This is a genomic window from Hoeflea marina (assembly GCF_003182275.1).
In the GTDB taxonomy this organism is placed as follows: domain Bacteria; phylum Pseudomonadota; class Alphaproteobacteria; order Rhizobiales; family Rhizobiaceae; genus Hoeflea; species Hoeflea marina.
Map to the genome: position 1 here is coordinate 1 of NZ_QGTR01000003.1, position 24,959 is coordinate 24,959.

The window sequence follows — 24,959 nt, forward strand, 5'->3', positions numbered from 1 at the left end:
CCGGCCGCGGCGGTCGAGGTGTTGTTGAGCCAGTTCTCGCCGGAGAACGACGCCGAGGTGGCGATGCTCTTGAGCTGGTTCTTGAGCTCGGTGAGCTCCTTGTCGATCTTCGTCTTGTCGACGCCAGGCTCGCGGGCGGCCACCAGCTTCGACTTGATCTCGGAGACCACTTCAAGCGAGGCGTTCATGCCGGTATAGGCGACGTCGACCTTGGCGGCGCCGAGTCCGAGGGCGTCCTGAACCGTGGAGAGTGCCTTGTTGTCGGAGCGCATGGTGGTGGCGATCGACCAGTAACCGGCGTTGTCGGCAGCGCTTCCGACCTTCAGGCCGGTAGAGATGCGGCCCTGGGTGGTCTCCATATCATTGTTGATGGAGCGCAGAGTCTGCAGGGCGGACATCGCCGAGCTGTTTGTCATGATGCTTGTCATTAAGGTAGTCCCTTGTGATTACGCAATACATTGGAGGGACATACCGGATTGTTGTTTCCGGTGATGACGGCCCGGCTTCATGCCTGTTGGAACCCGATTGCTTCACGAAGGGGTTCCGTGCCCGTCATGTCGCAAGCAAAGTCCCATGCCGCGCTTTCAATATCGTTAAATTTTTAGGATAATCCTCAGCAATGCCGACATGGTTAACGATGAATGAGTCATCGCGGCAAGCAACGAACAGCAAGACGCTGCAGCCGGCGCGGCACCCTGCAAGGGATGGCGCCATGCGGCCGCCAAGACAGGCGGCAGTCCGAGCCACCGTCAGCACGGGCGCGGCGAGACGCGCCGACGCGCCGGGCACTGCGTCGGAGACCTGGTTCCAGAAGACGAGGGATGGAATGCAGGGAGCGCCGCCAGGGTCTGCGGCAGCCGCCGCCCGCGCGCCAAGCAAAGCGGAGACCCGGCAACCGGGCACGTTGCCCGGACGCGGGAGCAGACGCACCGGGCGCTGTTGCCCGAGGACCTGCGGGCGCTGGGCCGGTCAAGTCATGTGGACACGCATGGCATCTCCCTGCCTCAAGGCGCAACCGGGGTCTTTGGCTTTCGCACACCCGCAGCGCCGGGCGAGGTTGCTGGCTTGTCGCATTGTCCCGCGACGAAGTGAACCTCACGGCCCCCGGAGATGCTCTAGTTGAAGGAGCGCACCAGGCTTCCGACCAGCAGATTCCAGCCATCGATGAGAACGAAGAAGAGAATCTTGAACGGCAGAGAGATCGCCGTCGGCGGGAGCATCATCATGCCCATCGACATGGTGATGGTGGCGACCACAAGATCGATCACCAGAAACGGCAGAACGACGAGGAAGCCGATCTCGAAACCGCGCCGGATTTCCGAGATCATGAACGCGGGCACCAGAACCCGCATGTCGATCTTGCCGTCGGTCTCGGTCGTCTGGCCGCGTTCACCGGCAATGTCGACGAACAGCGACAGGTCCTTGGGACGGGTGTTGACGAGCATGAAATTGCGGAATGGATCCGCCACCAGCACGATGGCCTGCTGTTCGGTGATCTGGTTTTCCAGAAGCGGGTTGATGCCGTCCTGCCAGGCCCGGTCGAACGTGGGCGCCATCACGTAGAAGGTCATGAACAGGGCCAGGCTGACAAGGATCATGTTGGCGGGCGTCGACTGCATGCCCATGCCGGAGCGCAGGATTGCGAACGCGATGATGAAACGGGGGAAACTGGTGACCATCACCATGATGCCGGGCGCCACGGACAGCACCGTGATCAGACCGAACGTGCGGATGATCCAGCTGGCAACGGAACCGTCGACGGGCAACTGGAGCGCGCCGGGATCAAAGCCCTGTCCATAGGCAACAGTCGAAACCGCCAGCAGCGAGCCCAGAGCTATGAGAAAACGGGTCATTCGATCACAAAGGTCCTGAAGAGCAGATCGGTCACGCGGCCTTCCGAGCGCAACACGACGCGCTCGCGCAGATCATCCCGCAAATACTGGAAGCCGCGCGGCCCCTCGATCTGCTGCAGCGAGACGGTGCGCAGATAAGACAGGATGTCCTGGTGGATCTTGTCGGCGATGGCCTCGTCAGGCGAATCCCTGAACAGCAGGGCCACTTCGATTCGGATCCAGTTCTCCGATGGGTATGACAGGTTTGTGGTGATGGGTTCAAGCTGAATGACGTTGGGCCGGCCGGCCTCCTCTTCGCCATGGGCGCCTTTCGCCGGCTCGGCGGCGGCGTGGCCGGCTGCGGCGGGCGCCGCCGCGGTGTCTTCGGGAACGACCGTCTGGGGAGCCAGGATTCCGCCCATCATCCATCCGCCCCCGCCCGCGATCAGAGTCAGCACAAGAACCACGGCAATGGTCGGGATCAGAGCCGACTTCTTCTTGCCGCCGCCTTCCTCATCCTGGCTGGTCTCCGCCATCCGCCGCCCCCGATCAGAGCGGAGAATAGATGTCGACCAATTGCTGGCCGACGGGAGGTTGCTGGACTTCGCTCAGGCGACCGCGGCCGCCATAGGACACGCGGGCTTCGGCGATCTTGTCGTAGGAAACGGTATTCTGGGCGTCGACATCGTAGGGGCGCACGATCCCGGCGATGTTGAGAATTCGCAGCTCGTAGTTGACGCGCACCTCCTGGGAACCGGAAATGACCAGGTTCCCGTTCTCCAGGATGCCGGTGACCACCGCGGCGATCCGGAGGTTGAGCTGTTCGGAACGCTTGGTCTTGCCCTGGCCCGCGGTGGAGGTGTTGGAGCCGAACGTCAGATCGCCGGCGCCGACGGCGCCGATGGCCGGAATGTTGACATCCGCATTGATGCCGCTGGTGTTGGTGCGGCTGCGGTCGGAAGCATTGTCGAAATTGGCCTTGTCGTTGATCCGGAGATCGACGGTGAGGATGTCACCGATGGCCGAGGCGCGGGAATCCTGGAACAGCTTGCTCTTGCGATCGTCCCAGAGCGAGAAGCTGCTGGCGTGCTGCGGCGCGCGCTTGGGATAGGTGGCCATCTGCGGAGTCTCGCCGTAGGACAGGCCGGAGCCGACCGGACTCATCGACGGCGCACGGCCGACTTCGCGCAGGGTCTGCGATCCGCATCCGGAGAGCAGCGCTGACAGCAGCAGCGGAATGAGGGCGGCCTTTTTCATGAGGGTTCCTTTGGCGGCTGGTGGGCCGCGGCACTGGCGATGATTCCGGTCAGGCTCGCCGCTGTCTTGGCGTCCATCTCGCTCAGTATCTGGCTCGAAAGCCGGGGGCTCAGATTCATGATGATCGCCGCAGCGATCTCCGGGCTGACGATTTCAAGCTGCTTGGCCGCCGCATCCGGCTTCATGTTCTTGTAGATGTCGGTCAACTTGCCTTCGGCGACGCGAAGGAAGTCATCGCGCTTGGCAAGCCAGGTCTGGTACTCGTCGCGGCGCTGCTCGAGCACTGCGATGCGCTCGTCGACGCCTGCCTGCAGGTCCTTGAGTTCCTTGGCCTGGATGAGATAGCGCTGGTCGCGGGCCGCATCGATGATGTTGCCGCAGAAGGCCCGCACCTCATCCGAGACGACGTCGCCCTGGGCCGGCTGGGCCTGCTCCTGCGCCATTGCCGCCGGCGCCAGCAGGGCGACGCCCAGGACAAGCGCCAACCCGCAACGGGACGGGAACCGGGAGAAAGGGGAAGCGTCGGGCGTGATCATTGCAATACCAGTTCTGCGTGAAGTGCGCCGGCGGACTTGATGCCCTGCAGGATGGCGATGATCCCGTCGGGCTTGACGCCGATGGAGTTGAGCCCCGCCACCAGCGTGCGCAGGTTCGGGCCATCGATGATGGCGATCTGACCGCCGTCGACGCCGGCGGTGATGTCGGTCAGCGGATCGACATTGGTGACGCCGAGCGAAAACGGTTCGGGCTGCGACGTGGTCGGCGTCTCGGTGACCTGCACTGTCAGCGTGCCGTGGCTGATGGCGACCTTGGAGACCCGGACATCGTTGCCGATGACGATCGTTCCGGTGCGCTCATTGACGACCACCCGCGCGGGACTGTCGGTCTCCACGACCAGGCCTTCCAGTTCCGCCATCAGCCGCGCCAGATCGGCACTGGCCGGCTTGCGCACGGCGACGGTGGTGGAATCGCGGGCCTCGGCGATGGAGGCCCCGTAGCGATTGCCCGCATAGGCGTTGATCACATCGGCTATGCCGACTGCGGTGGTGAAGTCCGGGTTGCGCAGCTGATAGACCAGCCCGTCGACATCCTTGAACTTGGCGGGAATCTCACGTTCGATAATGGCGCCTCCAGGCAACCGCCCAGAGGTGGTGATGCCTTGCTGCAGCGTCGCCGCATCACCGGCGGCGAGAATTCCCGAGACCACGACAGCGCCCTGGGCGACCGCATAGACCTGGCCGTCGGCGCCCGACATCGAGGTCATGACAAGCGTGCCGCCGCGCAGCGACGTGGCGTCGCCGAGGGAGGCCACGGATACGTCGATGCGCGAGCCCAGGCTGGCAAACGGCGGAAGATTGGCTGTCACGATCACCGCGGCGATGTTGTTGGCCCGCGTGGCGCCGCCCTCGGTGGAAATGCCCAGGTTCTGCAGCATGGCGCGCAGCGACTGTTCGGTGAAGGGGGAGTTGCGAAGGCTGTCGCCGGAACCCTGCAGGCCGACGACGAGACCGTAGCCGATGAGCTGGTTGTCCCTGGCCGACTGCAGCGATGTGATGTCCTTGATGCGCGAGGCAGCCGACACCGGGCCGGCGGACGCGACGACCAGCAGCAGTGCGGTGAGGCAGGTCAGGATACGGGTCGTGTAGCAGGTCATTTGGTCAGCACTTGAATGCTGCCGTCGGCCCTGACCACACCGGAGACGATGATGCCGGAATCCATGTTGCGAACCTTGACCAACGCCCCTGCAGTGGCGTTCTCCAGCGACATTCCAGGCGCGGTGATGACCAGGCCGTTGCCCGCGAAGACCATGTCGACGGGCTTGCCGCGCTCCACCGTCCAGGCTTCGCGCAGCGCCGCCACGGGAATGGTCCGGCCGGGCAGCAAGGTCCGCGTGCTGACGAAGCCGGCGACCTCGCCAACGTCCGAGGCATATCCGCCGGCAAGGTTCGGATTGGTCACCTCCACCACGTTCACCATGCTGCCTTCGATGGTCTCGCCGGGATAGATGGTGCGGGCGGGGACGACTGCGGTCTGGGCGAATGCCGCGGCAAACGGCAAGAGGCCCGCCACGACAACGAGCCCCGCGGAGGTGAACATCTGGTTGAGGGTGCGGCGAAACATCATGTCTGCCCGGCTCCGAATTATCTAAGGTTCTTCGACACGACCGAGGCCATCTCGTCGGCTGCCTGGATGATCTTGGAGTTCATCTCATAGGCCCGCTGGGCCGAGATCAGATCGGTGATTTCCTTGACGGGATCAACGTTGGAGGCCTCGAGATATCCCTGCTGGATATTGGCATAGCCGGGATCGTCGGGCACGCCGATGATGGCGGGACCCGAGGCGGGGGTTTCCCGGAAGAGATTGTCGCCCTGGGCTTCGAGGCCTGCCTCGTTGACAAAATTCGCCAGCGTCAGCTGGCCCAGATTTTGCAGAGCTGTGTCGTTGCCGATGCGGGCAAAGACCTGGCCGCTGCGGCCGATGACGATTTCCGAGGTATCCTGCGGAAAGGTGATGGCCGGCACCACCTTGTAGCCGTCAATCGTCACCAGTTCGCCATTGGCATTGGTGTTGAAGGCTCCCGCCCGGGTGTACATCGCCTCCCCGCCCGCGCCCTCGATCTGGAACCAGCCGCGACCGACGAGGGCCAGATCCAGCTTGTTCGAGGTGCTCACCAGGCTGCCCTGGATGTGCAGGTTGCGAACCGCCGCGGTCTTCACGCCGAGGCCGATATGGGCGCCTTCCGGAATGATCGCGTCGTTGGCCGAGTTGGGCACGCCCTGGGTGCGTTCAACCTGGTAGAGCAGGTCGGCGAACTCCGCGCGGGCGCGCTTGAAACCGGTGGTGTTGATGTTCGCCACGTTGTTGGCGATGACTTCAAGATTGAGCTGCTGGGCGTTCATGCCCGTCGCGGCGATGGCCAAGGCCTTCATGGCATGATCCTTAGATTTGCATTTTGGTGATCTCGAGGTAGGCGGATACGACCTTGTCGCGGATGGCAATTGCAGTCTGCAGCGACTGCTCGGCCGACATCAGCGCGTCGACAACCTCGCGGGTGTCGGCCTCGCCGTGCACCGATCTCAGCGACTGGGTCTCGGCATTGCGCAGATTCCCGACCACGTCGGTACTCAGCGACTGCAGAACATCCGTGAAGGAAGGCCCGCTCACCGCACCCGGAGAGATCCCGACTCCGGGCATCGTGACCGATTCGGTCTGGGTGCCGGGAAACAGCTTGCCGACGCCGCCAATCATGTCGATCATTGCGACCTCAACAGGTCTATGGTCATGGAGACCAGTTCGCGGGTCTGCTTGATCGTCTGCAGATTTGCCTCGTAGGAGCGATTGGCTTCCCGCATGTCGGCAAGCTCGATGAGCATGTTGACATTCGGCATTTTCACCATGCCCTTGGCGTCGGCCGCAGGATTGCTCGGATCATACTCGACATCGAACTCCGACGGATCCGTGGAAATGCGGGTGATGCCCACCTTGGATGCGCCGCTTGCGCGGTCGATCTCGGCTGAGAAGCCGATGGTCTTGCGGCGATAGGCATCCGCTCCCGGAGTGCTTCCCGTCGATTGCGCGTTGGCAAGGTTTTCCGAGACGATGCGAAGACGTGTCTCCTGGGCCTTCAGGCCGGAGGCGGCGATCTTGGAGGCGAGGGAAAGCGGATCGGCCATCAGCGCCTCACCGTCAGCAGCATCATCTTGTGAAAGGACTTCACCAGTGACGTGTTGAGCTCATATTGGCGCTTGATCTCGCCGGTCTTGGCCATCTCGTCGGGCAGGCCGACCGAATTGCCGGACGGCGAGATCTCGATGCCCTCCATGGAGCGCTCCGGTCCGGCGGTGCTGCCGACCGAATCCTCGCTGAAATGACCGGGCTGGGTGGCAGCCATGCGGATATTGGTCTGCTTGAGAACCGCCTCGAACGGAGTGACATCGCGGGCGATGTAGCCCGGCGTGTTGGCGTTGGCGATGTTGCCGGCGACAACGGTCTGACGCACGGTCAGCCAGTGTGCCTGCTTGGATGTGAGTTCAAAAAGCTGGATCGGCTGCATCAGGGTCTCCGTCCTTTGCTGCCGTGAAACTAGGCTTGTAAACTTGTGCGTAACTTGCGGTCGCCGATCCGCGGCGGGCCGGCGTCCGGTGGCCCGGCGCACGGCGCAGCGGCCGGCCGACCGGCAGCCGGGACCGGGCCGGTGCCCCGGCTATTGATCGACCACTTCCCCGTTCGAGTTGATGATCACCCAGCGTCCGTCCCGCATCTCAAGCGCCGACAGGCGGCTGTTGTCGGGAAGCACGGAGCCGACACGGACGATGTAGATGCCGGACTGGTCCTCGATCATCGCCCTGCCATTGGCAACATGCAGCAGGCGGTAGCGCGGCCTGCCGGGAAAGGTCTGGCTGACGGTGTCAGGTTCTTCTGCACTGTCGCCGGACCGGTCGGGGGGCGGAGCAGTGGCGGTGGCCGTGGTTATGGGGTCAAACGGCGAAGGGCCGAGCGAGCCGTCCGCCTGGTCCGGAATGGCCAGGGGCGACACATTGACAACGCTGCGGCCTGCGGTCTCCGGCATGTCACGGGTGTCGCCCCAGTCCGCCGGCCGGATGCCGAAACTGTCCTGATTGAGGAACACATACCAGGGGAAGAAGGCAGCGGTGGCCGCCAGCGCGAATCCGGCGATGGTGAGCAGTCGGTCTCCCCTGTTGCCGCGCCGGGCGGGATGCAGATCCTCTTCGAGATCATCGGGCTCGGTCGTCATGGTCATCCCCTCTTCTGCGCTTGCGGGCTGGTGATTCCCGCCGCCGCCTTCATGGCCGTCGCCAGTTCGGCAAAGGCATCCTCGCTTGCCGCGCTGTCGGGCGACTGCCGCAAGACATCGTAGATCACCGGCGACTGCTTGATGGCCATGTCCAGTTCGGCGTCGGTGCCGGGCCGGTAGCCGCCGATCAGCCGCAGGTCGCGCGTCTCCTCATAGCGGTGCACGAGAGCCTTCAGGCGCATGACCAGCTTTTCCTCGTCGCCCTTCCAGGCCTTGCGCGCCAGGCGCGAGATCGAGGTCAGCGGATTGACCGGCGGATAGCGCCCCTCGTCCGCCAGCGAGCGATCCAGCACCAGGTGGCCATCGAGAATGCCGCGCGCGGCGTCGGCCACCGGGTCATTGTGGTTGTCGCCATCGACCAGGATCGAGACGATGGCGGTGATGGCACCCGCACCCACCGGACCGGGGCCGGCGCGCTCGAGCAGGCCTGGCAGCGCGGTGAACACCGAAGCCGGATAGCCCCGCGCCACGGGGGGCTCCCCCGACGCCATGCCGATCTCGCGCAGGGCGTGGGCAAAGCGGGTCAGGCTGTCGACGATCAGCAGGACGTTTTCACCCTTGTCGCGAAAGTGCTCGGCGATCGTCATGGCCGTCAGCGGCGCCATCTTGCGCAGCATCGGGCTTTCGTCGCTGGTGGCGACCACAGCCACGGTCTTGGCCATGTTCGGACCCAGGGTGTCCTCGATGAACTCGCGCACCTCACGGCCGCGCTCGCCGACGAGCGCCACCACGGCGCGATCGAAATCGGCGGCCTTGGCAAACATCGACAAAAGGGTCGACTTGCCTACGCCGGAGCCGGCGAACACCCCCAGCCTCTGCCCTTGGCAGAGCGGCGTGAAGATGTCGACGACACGAATGCCGGTGCGGATCGGCCGCTGGACCCGGTCGCGCACCATGGAGCCGGGCGGCGGCGAATTGACGGGCCGGACGACGGGCCCGGACGCAAGCGGCCCAAGGCCATCGACCGGCAGGCCGAGCGAGCTGATCGTGCGTCCGCACCAGCTGTCGTCGGGCGAAAGGCCAAATGTGCCGCGTCGCCACACCCGTTCGCCGATGGCCGCGGCTGCTCCTCCGTCGATGGGGCAAACGATGATTTCGTCCGGACCGAGGCGTACCACCTCGGCAAGGCGGGGCGTGCGCCCCTCCCTGAGCTCGACGAAATCGCCCAGGCGCACATGCCGCGACAGGCCGACGACCGTGTAGCGCCCGGCTGCAACCTCGGTCACCGTACCAGAGACATCCAGTGCATGGTCGGGGCGGGTGAAGTGCCGGACCTGCCCGGCAAGCGCCGCGAATGCGGGGCGGCCGCTCACGGGGCCATCCTCCCTGCCGGCCGCGGCGCGACGGGCTTGCATGTCGTCATCTCAAAACCGGCGCGCGCCTGGGCGCGACCGGCACGAGGGCGATGCCAGGGATGAGGCATCAGCGACCGCTGCCAAGGGTCTTGATCGCCTCCCGCAGGGTATCCTCGGTCGAGCGCATCGACGCCGAGGCATTCTCGAACGCCCGGGACACCATGATGAGGCGGCTCATTTCGGCGACTGGATTGACGTTGGATTCCTCCAGGTATCCCTGCACCACGCCGACGCCGGCCCTGTCGACTGCGGGCTCGGCGGGAACCGTCGGAATGACACCGAGCGAGCCCTGGCGCGCGTATCCCTGGGTCAGATCCGCCGTGAAGAGACCGATGGCGCCGATGGGCGTTCCGTTCTGCGTCAGATTGCCGTCCTGGCCGGCGAAAGGAGCCCCGGCGGCCGGATCGAGCTGGATGGGAGCCCCGCCGGGATCGAGCACCGGATAGCCGTCGATGTTCACCAGTTCGCCGGTCTGGGTCATGGTGAAACGACCGTCTCGGGTCAGAACCGGACCGGTCGGGGATTCAATCTGGAACCAGGCATCACCGCGCACCGCGAAATCGAACTCGCTGCCGGTGTTGCGGAGGCCGCCGTTCTCGTTGGAGAGGAAGTCGGTGCCTTCATCGACAAACGAAACCCGGGTGTCGCCCGCATTGGCCAGCACTTCGTCGAACTTGATCTCGGTGGCGCGGAAGCCCGTGGTGTTGGCGTTGGCGACGTTGTCGGCGATCGTCGTCAGCCGGCGTTCCAGCGCCAGCTGCGAAGACAGGACGACATTGATGGCGCCCTGCATCAGCGGCCCCCGAGCTTGAGGCTGTTGATGGACATCAGCAGATCGGCCGAGATTCCCTGATCGTAAGAGGAGGTGAACAGCTGGGTGACGTCGATCGTGCCCGCGGACGGATTTTCCAGTTCCCACAGCGCGGTGAAGCGCTCGATGAACTTGCTCAACTTCTCGGGATCGGTGAAATCGGCGAGATCGAGCTTCGAATTGATGAAGTCGGCCTGGCGGTCGATGTTGGAATTGGCGAATTCCGCGGGAAGGCCAAGAGCGGTGCGGACAACATCATACAGGGCGGTGTCGGCCAGAATGCCGTAGGCCGACGTGACGGAAGGGGCATTGCGTTCGAAGTAGAGGGCGAGGCGCACGCCGGTGTTGTCCTGACCGGCTTCCTCCTCCAGCGTCTGGCGCATGTACTTGTCGACCGTTCCCTGCTGCGCCTTGGTGAACACAGTGGCGGTGCCGCCATGGCGGGCGAAGTTGAAGGTCTCGACGAAAGCGGAGTAGCGGGTGTCGGTGAGTTGCTTGGCGAAGGCGCCGTCGTCGTCGATGCCCTCGGTCAGCGCCTTCCTGATGAAGGCCTTCGCGTAGGTCATGTCCTCGAGGCCGTGCGCCTTCATCGCATAGTTGAATATGCGCGTGTCGGCCATGAAGGCGTCGATGCTCTTGATGTTGCCGATATTGGCCAGATAATATTCCGTGTCGCGCTCGACCAGCGGCTCCTTGGCGACCAGTTCGATGGAACGCGTCATGTCCTTGGCGATCTGGCGATAGCTCGTGTAGGTTGTGGTCAACGGTTCTTCCTCGCTGGCGCAGACAGCGCGGGTTTCCGCTTCGCTGCAAAGCCCATACGCCCATTCCCGGACATGCCTGTTCCGTTTAGGCGCATTCGCTTGCGCGAAGCTGGCGGGCGGGCGGGTTCCGTTAACTGACGGGAGTGATTCAGCTTCACACAAGGCTGAAGCCGTAGGCAAGAGAACGGGTCTTAAACAGGGCGAACTGTAATAATGAACATTGTGCTTGGTTTCGTCGTGGTGATCGGCTGCATGCTTGGCGGCTTCATGGCCATGGGCGGTCACGTGGAAGCGCTGGTCCAGCCCTTCGAACTGCTGATCATCGGCGGCGCCGCGCTCGGCGTCTTCGTCATGTCCAACCCGGTCAAGACCATCAAGGACACCGGCAAGGCGGTGATGGAGGCGCTGAAATATTCGGTGCCGCACGAGCGCCAGTATCTCGATACGCTCGGCATCCTCTACACGCTGATGCGCGACCTGCGCACGAAGTCGCGCAACGAAATCGAAAGCCACATCGACAATCCCGAGGAGTCCGAACTCTTCCTGGCCGCGCCGACGGTGCTCAAGAACAAGGACCTGACATCGTTCATCTGCGACTATGTCCGCCTGATCATCATCGGCAATGCCCGGCCGCACGAGATCGAGGCACTGATGGACGAGGAAATCCAGACCATCTCGCACGACAAGCTCAAGGCCTATCATGCGATGACGACGGTGTCCGACGCCTGCCCGGCCATCGGCATCATCGCCGCCGTTCTCGGCGTGGTGAAGGCCATGGGCGCCATCAACGAATCACCCGAGGTTCTGGGCGGCCTGATCGGCGCCGCCCTGGTCGGCACCATGCTCGGCATTTTCCTGTCCTATTGCCTGCTGGCGCCGATCGCCGGCAACATCAAGCTGGTGCGCACGAAGCAGAACCGCCTCTATGTCATCGTCAAGCAGACGCTGCTTGCCTACATGAACGGCTCGGTCCCGCAGGTCGCGCTCGAGCACGGCCGCAAGACCATCTCCTCCTACGAACGGCCGTCCATCGACGCCGTCGAGCAGGAAATGATGAATCCGGGCGGTGGCGCCGATGCCAAGGCGGCCTGACGCAATGGGCACCCTCGCAGACACCGCATCTCCCGCCGGGCTCTCGGCCTTCGACCCGGACCTGCTGAGCCGGATGACCGGCGAGCTCGGCGATCGCATCGCCATCGAGAGCCGGGGACTGCAACTGCAGTCGGTGATCGCGCAGCAGTTCCAGGCCGGGTTTCTCAAATCGACGGGCCTTGTCATCGACGTGCGGCCCGGCGATATCCTGCGCGGGCGGCGGCGCGCACTGATCGAGGATCTCAACCACGATATCGCCTGCTGCGACGCCACAATCCGCGGATGGTCGACAGAAGTGAGCCATTTCTGCGGCACCAAGCTGGTGATCGCACTCGTGGAATGCCTGCTTGGCGGCAGCGACCCCGACGATCTCGATGTCACCGCGCGCCCGCTTTCCAACATCGAGCTGGACATGTCGATGGTGGTGTTCGAGCAGCTCAACGACAGTCTCAAGGCTGCCGTCTCGTCGGACTCCAGCATTCGCGCGAGCATCGCCAGGCCAGGCTCGAGCATCATCGACGCAGACGACGATCCGGTGCCGGACTTCCACGCCGTCGCCCTCTGCCTGAACGTCGAGTTCGGTTCGGTGACGACGGCCCTGACCATCGTGGTGTCGCAGGCCGTGCTGCTGAAGACGAAGGTCATCGCCGCACCCAAGGCGGCGAAGGGCGACAAGGACGCCAAGAGCGACTGGGCAAGCAGGCTGAGCAAAAACGTGATCCGCTCGCAAGTCGACCTCGAGGCGCGGATCAATCTCGAGCCGATGCGGATCGGCGACATCAGCCGGCTGCAGCCGGGCGACCTGCTCGCTTTCGCCGATACCGGCGATATCGACGTGACGCTCGGGGCAAACGGCAAGGACCTGTTTTCATGCGCCATGGGGCGTTCCGGCCAGCGCTACATGCTGCGGGTGCAGAAGCCGGCGGGCCCCGACGAGGACTGGAAGAATGACTTTGCCTGATACCGGAGCGAGACCGACTGGCGCAGGCCCCGGGCAAGCTTGGCGCGGGATAAAGATCCATGGCAACTGACAATGCACTCGAAAACAGCATCGATGTGACTGAAAGCGACGAGCTTGATCAGGCAATCGACGGTCTTCGCGGCGTCCTGAAAAAAGACGCCGGCGCCTTTGAGGCTTCCGGCGATGAAAGTGTGGATACGATGGGTGGCGCACAAGCGTTCGGCTCCGACTTCGGCGCGGATTTTGCCGACGACACGGCGGGTGGCGGGCTCAATGATCCGTTCAACATCGGCGACAGCGGCACCGACGCGCTCGGCGGCGATTTCGGCATGGGAACCGACTTCGGCGCCAGCCCGTATGCCAGCCCGCAACCGGACCTCAGCGCGATGGCCAGCATGGAACCGGGAGCGCCGGTTGGCGCCACCGGCAATGTCCGCGTCGACATGGTCCTCGACATCCCGATCGATGTGCAGATCATTCTCGGCACCAGCCGCATGGCGGTGTCGTCGCTGATGGAGCTTTCGGAAGGCTCGACCATCGCCCTGGACCGCAAGATCGGCGAGCCGGTCGAGATCGTGGTCAACGGCAAGCTTATCGGCCGGGGCGAGATCACGGTGCTGGAAAGCGATGAGACCCGCTTCGGCGTGCGCATGATCGAAGTCGTCGGCGCCGCCGTCAAGAAGGCCAAGTGACATGAGCCTATACGAAGAGCACGGAGGAAGTCTCCCCGGCGGCCTGGAGCCGCTGAGCCCTTCGGACAAGGCCGCCGCGGTGCTGCTTGCCATGGGCAAGCCGGTGGCCGGCAAGCTCCTCAAGTTCTTCGAATACGAGGAACTCCAGGCCATCATCAAGAAGGCGCAGACCTTGCGGTCGATCCCCCCGCAGGAACTCGTCGCCCTCGTCAACGAGTTCGAGGACCTCTTCAGCGAAGGCGCCGGACTGATGGACAACGCCAAGGCGATGGAGGGCATTCTCGAGGAAGGCCTGACGCCGGACGAAGTCGACGGCCTGCTCGGGCGCCGGACCCAGTTCAAGGATTACGAGACGTCGATCTGGGAGCGATTGCAGGATGCCGATCCGGTGCGGATCAGCCGCTTCATCGAGAAGGAGCATCCTCAGACCTCCGCCTACATCCTGTCGATGCTGCCGTCGGCCTTCGCCGGCAAGCTTCTCATGCAGCTTCCGGACGCCAACCGCGTCGACATCGTCCACCGCGCGGTCAATCTGAAGAAGGTCAATCCGCGTGCCGCCGAGATCATCGAATCGCGTGTGCGCGACCTGGTCGCCGAAATGGACGCGGAGAAGACTAACACCGGCACCGTGCGCGTGGCCGACATGATGAACGAGCTGAGCAAAACGGATGTCGAGACCCTGCTGGAGCAGCTGCAGGCTGTCAGCGTCGCCGATGTCGAGAAGGTCAGGCCGCGCATCTTCCTGTTCGACGACATCGTGCTGATGCCGCAGCGCAGCCGCGTCACCCTGTTCAATGACATCTCGGGCGACGTCATCACCCTCGCCCTGCGCGGCGCGGACAATGCACTGTGCGAGTCAGTGCTGTCGGCCATCGGAGCGCGCCAGCGCCGCATGATCGAGTCCGATCTTTCCTCCGGGGCCGCCGGGGTCAGCATCCGCGAGATCGCCGTGGCAAGGCGGACCATCTCGCAGGAGGCCATCCGTCTTGCCGGGCTTGAGCAAATCACCCTGCGCGAGGCCGGAGCACCGGCCGCGCAGGCCGCCTGACGCTCTGACAGCTCATGGCGGACGATGCTGACAAGGACAGCAAGACCGAGGAGCCGACCGAGAAGAAGATCCGGGACGCGCTCGACAAGGGCAACATCCCGTTCTCCCGCGAAGTTCCTTCCTTCGCATCCGCGCTCGCAATCCTCGTCTATCTGGTCTTCTTTCTCCCCAATTCGGCGGGACACTTCGCCGAGTCGCTGCGCGATGTCTTCGAGAAGGCGGACGGGTGGAAGCTGGAAAACGGCGGCGACGCCATGTTCCTGTTCCAGAACCTGTTCTGGGCGGCTTCGGGGGTGCTGCTGCCGGCACTGGCGCTGCTGATGACATTCGGCCTGGCGGCATCCGTGCTGCAGAACATGCCAAGTCCTGTTCTCGACCGGATCCAACCTAAACTCGAGCGCATCTCGATCGGCAAGGGATTCGGGCGGATCTACAGTGCCAAGGGCATGGTGGAATTCGGCAAGTCGATGTTCAAGATCATCGTGGTCTCCATCGCCATCGTCGCCGTCATGAAGAACGAGTATCTGGCGTCGCTCGCTTCCATGTTCGCCGATCCGCAGACCATCGGCGTCGAACTGTCGCGGATGGCCGGCAAGATCGTCGTGGTCATCATCATCGCCACGGCGACACTGGCCATCGCCGACCTGTTGTGGACCCGCTACAGCTGGCACAACGACCTGAAGATGAGCCGCCAGGACATCAAGGACGAACACAAACAGTCCGACGGCGACCCGATCATGAAGGCGCGGCAACGGTCGCTCGCCCGAGACCGGGCGCGGCGGCGGATGATCTCGGCGGTGCCGCGGGCGACGCTGGTGATCGCCAATCCGACGCATTTCGCCGTCGCGCTGCGCTACGTTCCGTCCGAGGGCGGCGCGCCGGTGGTGGTGGCCAAGGGCACGGATCTCATTGCCCTCAAGATCCGCGAGATCGCGGAGGCCAACGGCATTCCGGTTTTCGAGGACCCGCCGCTCGCGCGATCCATGTTTGCGCAAGTCTCGGTCGATAGCTTCATTCCGCAGGTGTTTTACAAGGCTGTCGCCGAACTGGTTCACCGAATCTATGCCAAGAAGGCCAAACCTAAGCGTGAGGGCAGTCCCCAATGAAGCCATGTCCTTTTTCCGGTGACCGGGAGAAGATTGTCGCGGACGCAATGTGCCCGGTGGCAAGCGAACTGCGGCTGATCGAAGTCGCCGACCTGATCGCAATGCTGCGCTTCGAGCGGCACGCCGACCTTGATGATCTTGTGACCTCCGCTGCCGAGCTGTATTTCCTGCCCGGCACGGTCAAGCTCGGCATCGGAGGCGACTACAAGCTCGACTGGCGCGGCAATGCGCGGGTCGTGCTGGACCTCGAGATCAAGCCGATGGGCGTCACCGTCTATGCAAGGCTGACTCTCGAACATGACTGCGCAGGCGTGGAAATCGATCACATCGCCTTCGAGAGGCCGAGTGACGATCCGGTGCTGAACACGGCATTCCTGGAGGAAACCCTGCATGCGGCGGCCTACAAGCCCATCCGCGCGGCGGTGGCGGCAAGGAGCGGGGCCGCCGCCTGAGGCGCGGTTCGCCTTCGGGATTGCCCTGCGTTGTGGCCGCAGCAAAGGCGCCGAAGCGTCGACCGCAACGGACCTGCCGGGCGGCGGTCGAAGTGCGGTTCGCCCCTCCGGATCTCCAGCTTGCCGCATCGTCCCGCGACGGAGCGAGTTTCGACCGGTGTGGAAATCCTCTATCCGATCAGGCCGATGCGGATCGCCTTGGCGATGGCCTGGATCCGGTTGACGGCGTCGAGCTTGGTGGTTGCCGAGCCGAGATAGGCATTCACGGTGTGCACGGAGAGATTCAGCGCATCACCGATGGCCTCGCTCTTCATGCCGTTGCCGACGAGCTGCAGACATTCGATCTCGCGGGCGTTGAGGCTTTCGGGCGCCGCGATCGAGCCGAATTCGAGCTTCAGTGCCTCGCGCATGATGGAAAACGACTTGCGATGCAGGTCGATGAGGATGTCGGCGCTGAGTTCGAGCCGCTCGGCAAAGAAGACCGTGTAGCCGTTGCCCATGGCTCCCAGCTGCACGGGGAACGCAATGCCTGTCCGGCTGTCTGCCGGGTCGCTGGCCGACGTGTACCTGGTCGCGAACAAAGGCCTCGCTTCGCCGCCGGCCAGAATGACAGGATGGGGCGAGACCCGCAGATGCGACAGCAGCTTCGGTCCCTCGCTGGCAATCAGGTCCGACACGAGCGACCCCTCGGTTCCCGGCGGACCCTCCATGACGACCGACAACTGGCCCGGACTGATCAAGGTGGCCGCGCGGGCAGACAGGACGGCGAACGTGGTCGCCGCCATGGCCCTTTGCATCGCCACCAGGCGGGGATAGAGATCGGCCGTGGAGCCGCTCATCCTGGGGGTTGGACCGCCGAACCGGTCGGTCTCTTTTTCATTCGCCGTGCCGGCTTGCCCACCCAGTTCCATATCTATCCCCTCCGACTCAGATGATCCGGTTGCGAACAGCGAACGCAACCGCTTCAGACCGGGTCTTGGCGCCCGTCTTGTTCATGATGCTGGTGATGTAATTGTTAACCGTGTTGCGGGAGATGCCGATGATGACGGCGATCTCGTCGCTGGTCTTGCCCTCGCCGATCCAGGACAGGCATTCGATTTCGCGGTCGGTCAGATCGGCAACCAGACCGGATCGCGCCGTGATGTCGGGAAAATAGGCCGTGTGGTAGGCGCAGGCGAGGGCCGCGTCCCGCAACCGATCGTGCGAGAGAAAGACACCCTCTTCGAAAAGCAACAGCAGCACCATCCGTGCCTCCCCCGAATTGTAGGGAAGCAGGCAGATCCGACGCGACAGGCCGGCAGGAAACGGATGGGAGGGATCACCCTCTATGAAGGAAGGCTCGAAGGCCGCCAGACAGCGGCGGAACTCGCTGTTCCGGGCATGGGCGTTGACCAGGGAAGCGCCGAGGGTCTTGACCAGGTCGAACGGCCAATCCGAAGTCACGACAAAATCGAAATTCCGGTCGGAATGGAGGTCGTAGCGGGCAATCATGTAATGGCGGGCCGAAACATAGGCGCAGATCAAATCCATGCCCGAAGCGATATGGCCACATTGTCGTCGCTGTTCGAGATCTTCCAGCAATACACCGCGTGTTGTCACAAACGCCCCCGTTCCATCAGACCCGGCAGGAATTCCGTCAGTCACCCCCGCAAAATCGGGCGCACCGAAATTCCCATCCACGAAGGCGCACGATCTCTCGCATGTACAGGCATCGTCCCCGCATCACCTGCCGCGCGAACCTCCGTAAGGGCAATATGCCCGAATCAGTTATTCATGCTAGCATTATGAGTGCCGGACAGTGAGAAATCATTGCCCCAATCTTGGACTTTACATTCCGATTTTTTTATGAAGGTGTTTTTGACGACGCCCTGTGACCATCCGGCGCCAGCATCGGCATGCGAGCCCATCCCCAAAATCGGACCAGGGGCAATAACGTTTCACCGGTTATTAAGAGATTGAACAATATCTAGGATCTGAATAGAGGGTCCGCAATGATACTGATCATCACACCGGAAAACAAACACTCGCATTTGAATAAAATAGAGCAGTATTTTCGCATTCGGAAGCAGATATTCTCGGACAGGCTTAAATGGGATGTCGAGGTCGACGGCGACCTTGAATACGACAAGTACGATTTCATGCCGAACCAGTACATTCTCTCGCTGGACGACACCGGCACCGTCCTCGGCGGGCTGCGGCAGATGCGCACCACATACCCGACACTGACTTTCGAGAAGTTCTCGGACATGATCGCCGACCCAGCATCGGTGTTCGGGCCGGACACCTGGGAGACGACTCGCTTTGCCATCCGGCCCGAGGACAAGGACATCCGCTTTGCCAGCGGCGTCAACCGCGTGGCCATCGAACTGTGTGCGGCATCGCTCAAGGCCGGCCTGGAGAGCGGAGTGCGGCGCCATATTGCCGTCTGCGAGGAGCGGGTTATCAGATTGACGAAGGCATTCGCCATTCCCTGCGAGACGCTTGGACGCAAGACCTCGCCAGAGGGTGGCGACATTCTCTGCGTGGGCTGGCAGGTCAGTGAGGAGTCGTTGAGCCGGCTGGACTGGGCACACCGGCAGTACGCGGCCGGGTAGCGCCGACATCGACCTCGATCAAGCCGTAGGCGATCGATTTCGCCACTGCATGGATGACATTGTGGCAGCCGAGCTTGGCACAGGCTGACTTGGTGATGGCCGAGAAGACGACACCGGATACACCCAGCCTTTCGGCCGCGTCCGCAAAGCCCGTGCCTTCGGCCAGCAGGTTGAGACTTGCCTGCTCGAGACTGCTCAAGGCCTCCTTGCCCGGCTCGGAGACCGAAAACCCGCGAACCCGCAGGACGGAGAGATGAATGTCCCTGGCCGCCGCGCGCAGATTTTCGCGTTCGCTTTCGAAATAGGCGATGAACTGCTCGTACTCCATGTCGAAGGAGAACATCACGGAGCCTGGATGGCTTGAAAACGGCATCACCGGGAATGAGACAAAGCTGCGCCCCAACCCATACCGCCTGGCGTCGTCGACCAATCCCCTGACGGCGGAATCGCAGATCGAAATCTCGTTGAGGATGATGGGCTTTGCATCACGCATGGGTTGAGCCATCACCGGATCTATGGCGAAATAGCTCCGCAGGGCATAATTGATCAGCCATTTCCCGGGATAGGTGACGGAGACGAAGGTCTCTTCCCGGCTGCTCCCGCGCGCGTTGAACACGTGTCCGATGTGCTTGCATCCGACGGCCTTGCGCGCGTCGGTCAGTATCGTGATCACGGCGCTTTTCTGTCGGTTGGCAAAAAGCGACAAAGGGCGCACGCCGGCAAGTACCAAGTCCAAATCTGCCTCCACTGCTGCCATGGGCCGCATGATGGTCGCGGCGCCCCATGGCACCCGCAATGGACCCACTATTGCAGTTCGGTTCTGCTAATGAAAGTCCGTTTCCGCAATTGCCGGACGCGCTTCCACCGAAGGCGGGTTGGGCGATCTGCAGTTGTCCCGCGTGGATTGCTGCAGTCTCAGGCGGCGTCCTGGGTGGCCCACTTGCGCAGGATCTTGGCGGCGCGTTCCTCGTTGATCTCGACCATGCGGGCGAGCCGGCGCTCTGGACCTTCCTTGACGCGGCGATTGAACGTTCCCGATTCCTCGAGCGAAAGATCGTCGCCGCCGTCATCGTCGCCGAAGCCGAAGTCAGCGCCGAATCCTTCCATCGGCATCGCACCTGCCGCGTTCATGGCCGAGGGGCTGAAGTCCGGCAATTCCAGGCCGATATCGTCGGCCTCCGCGGTGAGCGCCTTGGTACCTGCGGTGCCGGCCGGACGGAGCAGCGGGCGGAAGCCGAACATGATCAGCAGCACGGCCACGACAATGAAGGCGAGCGCATTGATGATGGTTCCGACCTGCGCCTGCAACGCATCCATGAAGCCGGGCGGCGACGTGTCGGCGGCCAGGATCTCGCTGTCGAGGAAGTCCATTGTGGTAATCGACGCCAGGTCGCCGCGATCGGCGTTGACGCCGGCGGCCGTGTTGACGACCTGCTGCAGCTCGGCCAGGAAGGCACTGGTCTGCTCGGCCGTCGGTGCATCGCCCAGCATGGCGGCCATGCGGGCCTTGTTGACGACCACCGCGATGGACAGCTTCTCGACCTCGTAGCTGTTGCGCACGGTCGACGTGGTCTTGGAGTTGATTTCGAAATTGGTCTGCTCTTCCTTGCGCTCGACCAGTTCGCTCGACTTCGGGCCGGCCCCGCCGCCCGCAGGCGCCTGATCGGGAATGTTCTGCTCCACGGTGGCGGGCTTGTCGGTGCTCGACTGGCTCGAGGTCTGGTTGTCGCGCGTCACCCGGATCGAGCGCTCGACCTTGGATTCGGGATCAAAGACCGTTTCCTGAATCTGCTGGCTGTCGGTGTTGACCGTGGCGGCGACGCTGGCGCGGAAGTTCTCGACGCCCAGGAACGGCGCCAGGGCCTTGTAGATGTTGGATTCGATTTCGCCCTGCACCATCTGGACGATGTTCATGGACCGGTTGAGCGTGGAATTGGCGGGATCGTCACCGGACGCAAGCAGCTTGCCGGTGGCATCGAGCACCGTGACGTCGTCCATACTCAGACCCGGTACGGACGCCGCCACCAGGTGTCGAATCGAATCAGCGCCGCGGTCTATCAGGCTGTTGGTGGTGCGGACCATCACCGATGCGGAAGGCTTCTGCTCGCCCTGGCGAAAGTTGCCCCGGTCAGCCATGACGATGTGAACCCTTGCCGCGGTGATGCCGTTGATCGACTGGATCGTGCGCGCGATCTCGCCCTCGAGAGCCCGCACGCGGGTGATTTCCTGCATGAAGCTGGTCAATCCCAGCGAACCGACCTGGTCGAACAATTCATAGCCGGCCGTGTTGGACGAGGGCAGACCACGCTCGGCAAGCAGCATGCGGGCCCGGCTGGTCATGCCGGCGGGCACCATGACGCTGGTTCCGTCGGAGCCGGGGGAGAAATCGATGTTCGCCTCGGCCAGCACCTGCGATATCTGGCTGACGTCTTCGCCGCTCAGGCCGATATAGAGGGTTTCCTGGGTGGGCTTGTTGAGGAAGATGGCGGCCGCGATGATCAGGACGACAGAAAGCGCGCCGACGCCGGCCAGCGCCATCAGGCGGGTCTGTCCCAGACCGGCAAGGTTCTTCCCGATCAGGGACAGCTGGTTCAACAGATTCATTCTGTGTCCGCGCTCTTGGTTGCATTCCAGCCAGGGTGACCGGTTGGCCGAACCTAGGTGGCGAAACTTGCGCGAAGGTGGCCAGGGCAGCACGAATCGCCGGGGCGCCACGGCACTGCGGAGTCGACCCGATGCCAGCCTGATCCGGATGCCGCCGAGCGGAGGCTCAGAAGAAGTCGAAGTCTCCCGATGCCTTCTGGTAGATTTCGGCTGATGGCTCGGCATGGACGTCGCTGCGCAGGCGGCGCTTCATGTCCTCGAGCGTGATCAGGTTGAGCGCCGTCGAGATGTCGACAAGATGGGCCACGTCCAGATGGCCGCCGATGCCGTCGATGAACTCGGCCAGGCCGCGGGCCTTCTGCACGGCAAGGTCAATGCCCTGCATGACGCGCATGTGCTCGGGCGATTCGAGGAACTCCGTGGACCGGCCGTTGCTCAGCAGCGGCTCGAGGCGCTCGATGAGGATGGCAACGTCCATCAGTTCGGTGCTGACCCGTCCCAGAACTTCGTGCAGGGGTTCATCGTTGATACCGCCGGGCGGGACTGTCTTCAAACTCATCGCGACGGTACTCCTCAGAAAAATTCGATGGACGTGTCAACCGGCTTCGGCGCGACAAATCTCGGCGGCGCCTGTTCGATGGCGACGGTCTTCTTGGTTTCGGCACCGGTCAGCGGATACTGCCGCGCACGGCCGCTCACCGGCCAGTATTCAAGTTTGCGGCCCACATCCCCGCCGGTGTTCGTGCCCACCACGCGAATCCGCTCGTCGTTGAGAAACTTCTCGGCAAACAGCGCGTTCTGCTGGCCGACATTGGAAAACGACGCCATCGTGCGGGCGCCGCCGATGATCTTGGCTTCCAGGCGTTCGCGGCGGGCCCCCATCTTGAGCAGGCCGTTGATCAGCAGCTCCATCAGGTGGACGCCGTAGCGGGTCGCCTCCCCGCCGGAACCGGAGCCGTCCCCGGGCAGGAGAAAGTGGTTCATGCCGCCCACGCCGGCCACCGGGTCGCGCATGCATGCGGACACACACGACCCCAGGATGGTGCTGAGTACGACTTCGGGCTCGTTGGAGACCTTGTACTCGCCCTGGATGACGTGGATTCGCTTGGGTTGGAGTTCAACCGTCACTTCAGCGCTCCGAACACAGCCTCGATCGCCGCTTTCATCTTTTCGATCGTGAACGGCTTGGCCAGCACGTTGTTCGCGCCGAGCGCCGCGGCCTTCTGCACCAGCGCGCGATCACCCTGGGCGGTGAGCATGATGAAGGCAGCCCGCTTCGTGGCAGGGTTGCTGCGGACCGCCTGCAGCAGGCCGAGACCATCCATCTTCGGCATGTTGAAATCCGAAATGACCAGATGGTGCGGGCTCTGGTTCATGATCTGCATTCCCTGCTCGCCATCCGCCGCGACGGTGATCTGCGAGAAGCCCAGTTGCTGCAGCGCATCTCCCAGAAGCAACCGGCTGGTGACCTGATCGTCAACGATCAGGACCTTGATTTTTTGTGCGATGGACATCAGGCGACCCTATCTCTACGGGAGGTTGTTGATTTGAGAATTTCTTCCCCGATGGAATTGAGCGGCAATTGCAGGCCGACGGCTCCCACTTCGTGGGCAACGCGCGGCATGCCATAGACCACGCAGGTTTTTTCGTTCTGGCCGATGGTGGTGGCGCCCGCCTGCCGCATCCGCAGCAGACCCGCGGCACCATCGCGGCCCATGCCGGTCAGGATCACGCCGACAGCCTTGTTTCCAGCCAGTTCGGCGATCGAATTGAAGAGTACGTCGACCGACGGGCGGTGGCCGTTGACCGGCTCGCTTTCGACCAGCCGGCAGCGCGGCGCCATCGGATTGACCACCTCCAAGTGCCGGTCGCCGCCCGGCGCCAGATAGACGCGACCGATTTCCAGGCGATCGCCGTCGGCGGCTTCCGTCACCTTCGGCGCACACAGGCGGTTGAGGCGCTCGGCGAAGCTCCCGGTGAAGGCCGCGGGCATGTGCTGGGTGATCACCGTCGGCGGGCAGTTGGCGGGAAACTTCGTCAACACCGCAATCAGAGCCTCGACACCTCCGGTTGAGGCCCCGATGCCGATTACCTTGCGCGACGGCGCATAATCGCTCGGAACGGTGTAATTCTGGACGGGCGGCGCGGACGGATTGACGGCCGCGGCGGGGAGATGCCGCTGCGAACGTGCGGCCGCCTTGACGATCTCGATAAGTTCCCCGAAAGGCCGGGCGTCACCGGGCAGCGGCTTGCCGACGCAGTCGAAGGCACCGATCTCCAGAGCGGCCAGGGTGGCGTCGGCGCCACGATGGGTGAGCGTCGACACCATGATGACCGGCATGGGCCTAAGCCGCATGATCTTGTCGAGGAACTCGATCCCGTTCATGTTCGGCATTTCGACATCGAGCGTGACCACATCCGGGTTCAGCGCCTTGATGGCCGCGCGGGCTTCCATGGCATCGCCGGCTTCGCCCACAACGACAATGGCGGGATCGCTGTTCAGGACAGCCTTGATCAGTCCGCGCATGGTGGCGGAATCGTCAACAACGAGTACACGTGCCTGTGTCATGGCTTTGTTCTGCCTCCCTTGTGGCGAAACGTCGTGATGCCGATGTTGTCGAAGTGATCCTTGGCTTCCCCCGAGAGACGCTCGGAGTGGCCGATATAGAGATGCCCCCCCACCGGCAGCAGTTCTGAATAGCGCTTCCAGATCTTGGTCTGGGTCGGCTCGTCAAAGTAGATGACCACGTTGCGGCAGAATATCACGTCGAAGCCGCCGCTGAACGGCCAGGCGGCCATCAGGTTGAGCTCGCGGTAGGTGATCAGGGCCTTGACCCGGTTGTCGATCTGCCACCGATTGTTGTCGGTCGCCGTAAACCACTGCTTGCGCAGGTGGTCGTCAACGGTTTCCAGTGCCCGATCATCATAGCTTCCGGCCTTTGCCTGGGCAATGATCTTGGGGTCGATATCGGTGGCCAGGATGCGAAAGTCATAGTCGACCGCGTTCGGAAGGGCCTTGAGCACCGTCAGCGCGATCGAATAGGGCTCCTGCCCGTCCGAGCATCCCGCCGACCAGATGCGCGCCCGGCCGCCCGCCTTGACGCGGGCGATCAAGCCCGGAAGCACCTCGTCGCGCAAGTGATCGAAATGGTGGTTCTCGCGAAAGAACCGCGTGAAGTTGGTGGTCAGGTGCGAGAGCATCTCGCGCCGCTCGGCAGCACCCTGGGGCGTCTCGAGCAATGCACAGTAGTCGCCGAAACTGCGCAGGCCGATCTGCCGCAACCGCTTGGACAGCCGCGAATAGACCTGCGAAGCCTTGGTCTCGTTGAGCGAGATGCCCGCGTCGGAATAGATCATGGCCGCGATGTTGGCCAGATCCTTGCGGGTCAGCGGATATTCGCCCGACACAAGGCATTCGTCGGGACGGCCCGAACTCATAATGGTCGCGGCGTTCATGCGCCCTCGCTTTCGGTCGGATTGTGGCGGACATCGGGTCCCTCCGGGCCGCCGGAGCCGGGCTGGAGGCGGGAGGCGACAACGAAAGACGTCGTTTCACGACCGCCGCGTCCACCCGC

At 63.3% G+C, this 24,959-nt stretch carries 31 protein-coding genes; 7 read left to right on the plus strand and 24 right to left on the minus strand.

The window, feature by feature from the left end; translation table 11 throughout:
• From DFR52_RS11245 to DFR52_RS11315, 15 genes are all read right to left on the minus strand, one after another.
• A partial coding sequence (locus DFR52_RS11245; protein WP_483423389.1) for a flagellin N-terminal helical domain-containing protein occupies positions 1 to 428 on the minus strand: 428 nt, incomplete at its 3' end.
• 687 nt (positions 429 to 1,115) lie between these two features.
• Entirely contained in the window at positions 1,116 to 1,853 is a 738-nt protein-coding gene (gene fliP, locus DFR52_RS11250) for a flagellar type III secretion system pore protein FliP (RefSeq protein ID WP_110032092.1), read from the minus strand.
• Positions 1,850 to 2,368 (minus strand): flagellar basal body-associated FliL family protein, encoded by a 519-nt coding sequence (locus DFR52_RS11255; protein ID WP_110032093.1) that lies wholly within the window; start codon positions 2,366 to 2,368, stop codon positions 1,850 to 1,852. Before DFR52_RS11255 ends, fliP begins: the two co-directional genes overlap by 4 nt.
• Before the next feature lie 13 nt (positions 2,369 to 2,381).
• Entirely contained in the window at positions 2,382 to 3,089 is a 708-nt protein-coding gene (gene flgH / locus DFR52_RS11260) for a flagellar basal body L-ring protein FlgH (protein ID WP_110032094.1), read from the minus strand.
• Positions 3,086 to 3,625 carry a MotE family protein gene (locus DFR52_RS11265; RefSeq protein WP_110032095.1) on the minus strand — a complete coding sequence of 180 codons (540 nt, stop codon included), beginning with the start codon at positions 3,623 to 3,625 and terminating at the stop codon, positions 3,086 to 3,088. Before DFR52_RS11265 ends, flgH begins: the two co-directional genes overlap by 4 nt.
• On the minus strand, positions 3,622 to 4,743 hold the full coding sequence (locus DFR52_RS11270; RefSeq protein WP_110032096.1) for a flagellar basal body P-ring protein FlgI: 1,122 nt from the start codon (positions 4,741 to 4,743) through the stop codon (positions 3,622 to 3,624). Before DFR52_RS11270 ends, DFR52_RS11265 begins: the two co-directional genes overlap by 4 nt.
• Positions 4,740 to 5,213 (minus strand): flagellar basal body P-ring formation chaperone FlgA, encoded by a 474-nt coding sequence (flgA, locus tag DFR52_RS11275; RefSeq protein ID WP_110032097.1) that lies wholly within the window; start codon positions 5,211 to 5,213, stop codon positions 4,740 to 4,742. The genes DFR52_RS11270 and flgA overlap by 4 nt, the downstream gene beginning before the upstream one ends.
• Positions 5,214 to 5,230: 17 nt before the next feature.
• Positions 5,231 to 6,019, minus strand: coding sequence for a flagellar basal-body rod protein FlgG (gene flgG, locus DFR52_RS11280; protein WP_110032098.1), 789 nt, complete (start codon positions 6,017 to 6,019; stop codon positions 5,231 to 5,233).
• Positions 6,020 to 6,029: 10 nt separating this feature from the next.
• The gene (gene fliE, locus DFR52_RS11285) at positions 6,030 to 6,347 is read right to left on the minus strand and encodes a flagellar hook-basal body complex protein FliE (RefSeq protein WP_110032099.1); all 318 of its coding nucleotides are present in this window, start codon (positions 6,345 to 6,347) and stop codon (positions 6,030 to 6,032) included.
• On the minus strand, positions 6,344 to 6,763 hold the full coding sequence (gene flgC / locus DFR52_RS11290) for a flagellar basal body rod protein FlgC (protein ID WP_110032100.1): 420 nt from the start codon (positions 6,761 to 6,763) through the stop codon (positions 6,344 to 6,346). Before flgC ends, fliE begins: the two co-directional genes overlap by 4 nt.
• Positions 6,763 to 7,143, minus strand: coding sequence for a flagellar basal body rod protein FlgB (gene flgB / locus DFR52_RS11295; protein WP_110032101.1), 381 nt, complete (start codon positions 7,141 to 7,143; stop codon positions 6,763 to 6,765). The genes flgC and flgB overlap by 1 nt, the downstream gene beginning before the upstream one ends.
• Before the next feature lie 150 nt (positions 7,144 to 7,293).
• On the minus strand, positions 7,294 to 7,845 hold the full coding sequence (locus DFR52_RS11300) for a flagellar protein (protein WP_110032817.1): 552 nt from the start codon (positions 7,843 to 7,845) through the stop codon (positions 7,294 to 7,296).
• Between the two features lie 2 nt (positions 7,846 to 7,847).
• A complete protein-coding gene (gene fliI, locus DFR52_RS11305) occupies positions 7,848 to 9,218 on the minus strand; it encodes a flagellar protein export ATPase FliI (RefSeq protein WP_245415309.1) in 1,371 nt (456 codons plus the stop codon).
• Between the two features lie 109 nt (positions 9,219 to 9,327).
• Positions 9,328 to 10,053, minus strand: a complete 726-nt coding sequence (gene flgF / locus DFR52_RS11310) for a flagellar basal-body rod protein FlgF (protein ID WP_110032103.1) — start codon at positions 10,051 to 10,053, stop codon at positions 9,328 to 9,330.
• Positions 10,053 to 10,835, minus strand: a complete 783-nt coding sequence (locus DFR52_RS11315; RefSeq protein WP_110032104.1) for a DUF1217 domain-containing protein — start codon at positions 10,833 to 10,835, stop codon at positions 10,053 to 10,055. The genes flgF and DFR52_RS11315 overlap by 1 nt, the downstream gene beginning before the upstream one ends.
• 213 nt (positions 10,836 to 11,048) lie before the next feature.
• Here DFR52_RS11315 and motA point away from each other — a divergent pair, with 213 nt between their 5' ends.
• Genes motA through DFR52_RS11345 form a run of 6 tightly spaced genes read left to right on the plus strand, consistent with a single transcriptional unit; the run spans position 11,049 to position 16,186 of the window.
• Complete coding sequence (motA, locus tag DFR52_RS11320; protein ID WP_110032105.1) at positions 11,049 to 11,927, plus strand: flagellar motor stator protein MotA; 879 nt, start codon at positions 11,049 to 11,051, stop codon at positions 11,925 to 11,927.
• A 4-nt stretch (positions 11,928 to 11,931) separates the two neighbouring features.
• Complete coding sequence (locus DFR52_RS11325) at positions 11,932 to 12,888, plus strand: FliM/FliN family flagellar motor switch protein (RefSeq protein WP_158284935.1); 957 nt, start codon at positions 11,932 to 11,934, stop codon at positions 12,886 to 12,888.
• Positions 12,889 to 12,947: 59 nt separating this feature from the next.
• The gene (gene fliN / locus DFR52_RS11330) at positions 12,948 to 13,580 is read left to right on the plus strand and encodes a flagellar motor switch protein FliN (protein WP_110032107.1); all 633 of its coding nucleotides are present in this window, start codon (positions 12,948 to 12,950) and stop codon (positions 13,578 to 13,580) included.
• 1 nt (position 13,581) lies between these two features.
• Positions 13,582 to 14,628, plus strand: a complete 1,047-nt coding sequence (locus DFR52_RS11335; protein ID WP_110032108.1) for a flagellar motor switch protein FliG — start codon at positions 13,582 to 13,584, stop codon at positions 14,626 to 14,628.
• Between the two features lie 14 nt (positions 14,629 to 14,642).
• Positions 14,643 to 15,734, plus strand: a complete 1,092-nt coding sequence (gene flhB / locus DFR52_RS11340; RefSeq protein WP_110032109.1) for a flagellar biosynthesis protein FlhB — start codon at positions 14,643 to 14,645, stop codon at positions 15,732 to 15,734.
• Entirely contained in the window at positions 15,731 to 16,186 is a 456-nt protein-coding gene (locus tag DFR52_RS11345; protein WP_110032110.1) for a hypothetical protein, read from the plus strand. The genes flhB and DFR52_RS11345 overlap by 4 nt, the downstream gene beginning before the upstream one ends.
• Positions 16,187 to 16,356: 170 nt before the next feature.
• Here DFR52_RS11345 and DFR52_RS24995 read toward each other — a convergent pair whose 3' ends face one another.
• Complete coding sequence (locus DFR52_RS24995) at positions 16,357 to 17,025, minus strand: helix-turn-helix domain-containing protein (RefSeq protein WP_158284936.1); 669 nt, start codon at positions 17,023 to 17,025, stop codon at positions 16,357 to 16,359.
• 88 nt (positions 17,026 to 17,113) lie between these two features.
• A complete protein-coding gene (visN, locus tag DFR52_RS11355) occupies positions 17,114 to 17,866 on the minus strand; it encodes a transcriptional regulator VisN (protein WP_146215599.1) in 753 nt (250 codons plus the stop codon).
• 311 nt (positions 17,867 to 18,177) lie between these two features.
• On the opposite strand from visN, the gene DFR52_RS11360 reads away from it, so the two are divergent.
• A complete protein-coding gene (locus tag DFR52_RS11360; RefSeq protein WP_110032113.1) occupies positions 18,178 to 18,780 on the plus strand; it encodes an acyl-homoserine-lactone synthase in 603 nt (200 codons plus the stop codon).
• On the opposite strand, the gene DFR52_RS11365 is transcribed toward DFR52_RS11360, so the two are convergent.
• The 7 genes from DFR52_RS11365 to DFR52_RS11395 all read right to left on the minus strand — a co-directional run bounded on the left by DFR52_RS11365 (position 18,722) and on the right by DFR52_RS11395 (position 24,840).
• On the minus strand, positions 18,722 to 19,537 hold the full coding sequence (locus DFR52_RS11365; protein WP_158284937.1) for an autoinducer binding domain-containing protein: 816 nt from the start codon (positions 19,535 to 19,537) through the stop codon (positions 18,722 to 18,724). The two genes, DFR52_RS11360 and DFR52_RS11365, sit on opposite strands and share 59 nt — an antisense overlap.
• 158 nt (positions 19,538 to 19,695) lie before the next feature.
• Positions 19,696 to 21,384, minus strand: a complete 1,689-nt coding sequence (fliF, locus tag DFR52_RS11370; RefSeq protein ID WP_110032115.1) for a flagellar basal-body MS-ring/collar protein FliF — start codon at positions 21,382 to 21,384, stop codon at positions 19,696 to 19,698.
• A gap of 166 nt (positions 21,385 to 21,550) precedes the next feature.
• The gene (locus DFR52_RS11375; RefSeq protein WP_110032116.1) at positions 21,551 to 21,943 is read right to left on the minus strand and encodes a hypothetical protein; all 393 of its coding nucleotides are present in this window, start codon (positions 21,941 to 21,943) and stop codon (positions 21,551 to 21,553) included.
• 14 nt (positions 21,944 to 21,957) lie between these two features.
• Positions 21,958 to 22,512, minus strand: a complete 555-nt coding sequence (gene cheD / locus DFR52_RS11380) for a chemoreceptor glutamine deamidase CheD (protein WP_110032117.1) — start codon at positions 22,510 to 22,512, stop codon at positions 21,958 to 21,960.
• Positions 22,509 to 22,898 carry a response regulator gene (locus DFR52_RS11385; protein WP_110032118.1) on the minus strand — a complete coding sequence of 130 codons (390 nt, stop codon included), beginning with the start codon at positions 22,896 to 22,898 and terminating at the stop codon, positions 22,509 to 22,511. The genes cheD and DFR52_RS11385 overlap by 4 nt, the downstream gene beginning before the upstream one ends.
• Complete coding sequence (locus tag DFR52_RS11390) at positions 22,898 to 23,953, minus strand: protein-glutamate methylesterase/protein-glutamine glutaminase (RefSeq protein ID WP_110032119.1); 1,056 nt, start codon at positions 23,951 to 23,953, stop codon at positions 22,898 to 22,900. Before DFR52_RS11390 ends, DFR52_RS11385 begins: the two co-directional genes overlap by 1 nt.
• Entirely contained in the window at positions 23,950 to 24,840 is an 891-nt protein-coding gene (locus DFR52_RS11395; RefSeq protein WP_110032120.1) for a protein-glutamate O-methyltransferase, read from the minus strand. The genes DFR52_RS11390 and DFR52_RS11395 overlap by 4 nt, the downstream gene beginning before the upstream one ends.
• Between the last annotated feature and the right edge of the window lie 119 nt (positions 24,841 to 24,959).

What these genes read in the sequence shown, in the direction of transcription:
- fliP (WP_110032092.1), bottom strand. Translation starts at nt 1,853, where the DNA reads ATGACCCGTTTTCTCATAGCTCTGGGCTCGCTGCTGGCGGTTTCGACT.
- DFR52_RS11255 (WP_110032093.1), bottom strand. Translation starts at nt 2,368, where the DNA reads ATGGCGGAGACCAGCCAGGATGAGGAAGGCGGCGGCAAGAAGAAGTCG.
- flgH (WP_110032094.1), bottom strand. Translation starts at nt 3,089, where the DNA reads ATGAAAAAGGCCGCCCTCATTCCGCTGCTGCTGTCAGCGCTGCTCTCC.
- DFR52_RS11265 (WP_110032095.1), bottom strand. Translation starts at nt 3,625, where the DNA reads ATGATCACGCCCGACGCTTCCCCTTTCTCCCGGTTCCCGTCCCGTTGC.
- DFR52_RS11270 (WP_110032096.1), bottom strand. Translation starts at nt 4,743, where the DNA reads ATGACCTGCTACACGACCCGTATCCTGACCTGCCTCACCGCACTGCTG.
- flgA (WP_110032097.1), bottom strand. Translation starts at nt 5,213, where the DNA reads ATGATGTTTCGCCGCACCCTCAACCAGATGTTCACCTCCGCGGGGCTC.
- flgG (WP_110032098.1), bottom strand. Translation starts at nt 6,019, where the DNA reads ATGAAGGCCTTGGCCATCGCCGCGACGGGCATGAACGCCCAGCAGCTC.
- fliE (WP_110032099.1), bottom strand. Translation starts at nt 6,347, where the DNA reads ATGATCGACATGATTGGCGGCGTCGGCAAGCTGTTTCCCGGCACCCAG.
- flgC (WP_110032100.1), bottom strand. Translation starts at nt 6,763, where the DNA reads ATGGCCGATCCGCTTTCCCTCGCCTCCAAGATCGCCGCCTCCGGCCTG.
- flgB (WP_110032101.1), bottom strand. Translation starts at nt 7,143, where the DNA reads ATGCAGCCGATCCAGCTTTTTGAACTCACATCCAAGCAGGCACACTGG.
- DFR52_RS11300 (WP_110032817.1), bottom strand. Translation starts at nt 7,845, where the DNA reads ATGACGACCGAGCCCGATGATCTCGAAGAGGATCTGCATCCCGCCCGG.
- flgF (WP_110032103.1), bottom strand. Translation starts at nt 10,053, where the DNA reads ATGCAGGGCGCCATCAATGTCGTCCTGTCTTCGCAGCTGGCGCTGGAA.
- motA (WP_110032105.1), top strand. Translation starts at nt 11,049, where the DNA reads ATGAACATTGTGCTTGGTTTCGTCGTGGTGATCGGCTGCATGCTTGGC.
- DFR52_RS11325 (WP_158284935.1), top strand. Translation starts at nt 11,932, where the DNA reads ATGGGCACCCTCGCAGACACCGCATCTCCCGCCGGGCTCTCGGCCTTC.
- fliN (WP_110032107.1), top strand. Translation starts at nt 12,948, where the DNA reads ATGGCAACTGACAATGCACTCGAAAACAGCATCGATGTGACTGAAAGC.
- DFR52_RS11335 (WP_110032108.1), top strand. Translation starts at nt 13,582, where the DNA reads ATGAGCCTATACGAAGAGCACGGAGGAAGTCTCCCCGGCGGCCTGGAG.
- flhB (WP_110032109.1), top strand. Translation starts at nt 14,643, where the DNA reads ATGGCGGACGATGCTGACAAGGACAGCAAGACCGAGGAGCCGACCGAG.
- DFR52_RS11345 (WP_110032110.1), top strand. Translation starts at nt 15,731, where the DNA reads ATGAAGCCATGTCCTTTTTCCGGTGACCGGGAGAAGATTGTCGCGGAC.
- DFR52_RS24995 (WP_158284936.1), bottom strand. Translation starts at nt 17,025, where the DNA reads ATGAGCGGCTCCACGGCCGATCTCTATCCCCGCCTGGTGGCGATGCAA.
- DFR52_RS11360 (WP_110032113.1), top strand. Translation starts at nt 18,178, where the DNA reads ATGATACTGATCATCACACCGGAAAACAAACACTCGCATTTGAATAAA.
- DFR52_RS11365 (WP_158284937.1), bottom strand. Translation starts at nt 19,537, where the DNA reads ATGGCAGCAGTGGAGGCAGATTTGGACTTGGTACTTGCCGGCGTGCGC.
- fliF (WP_110032115.1), bottom strand. Translation starts at nt 21,384, where the DNA reads ATGAATCTGTTGAACCAGCTGTCCCTGATCGGGAAGAACCTTGCCGGT.
- DFR52_RS11375 (WP_110032116.1), bottom strand. Translation starts at nt 21,943, where the DNA reads ATGAGTTTGAAGACAGTCCCGCCCGGCGGTATCAACGATGAACCCCTG.
- DFR52_RS11385 (WP_110032118.1), bottom strand. Translation starts at nt 22,898, where the DNA reads ATGTCCATCGCACAAAAAATCAAGGTCCTGATCGTTGACGATCAGGTC.
- DFR52_RS11390 (WP_110032119.1), bottom strand. Translation starts at nt 23,953, where the DNA reads ATGACACAGGCACGTGTACTCGTTGTTGACGATTCCGCCACCATGCGC.
- DFR52_RS11395 (WP_110032120.1), bottom strand. Translation starts at nt 24,840, where the DNA reads ATGAACGCCGCGACCATTATGAGTTCGGGCCGTCCCGACGAATGCCTT.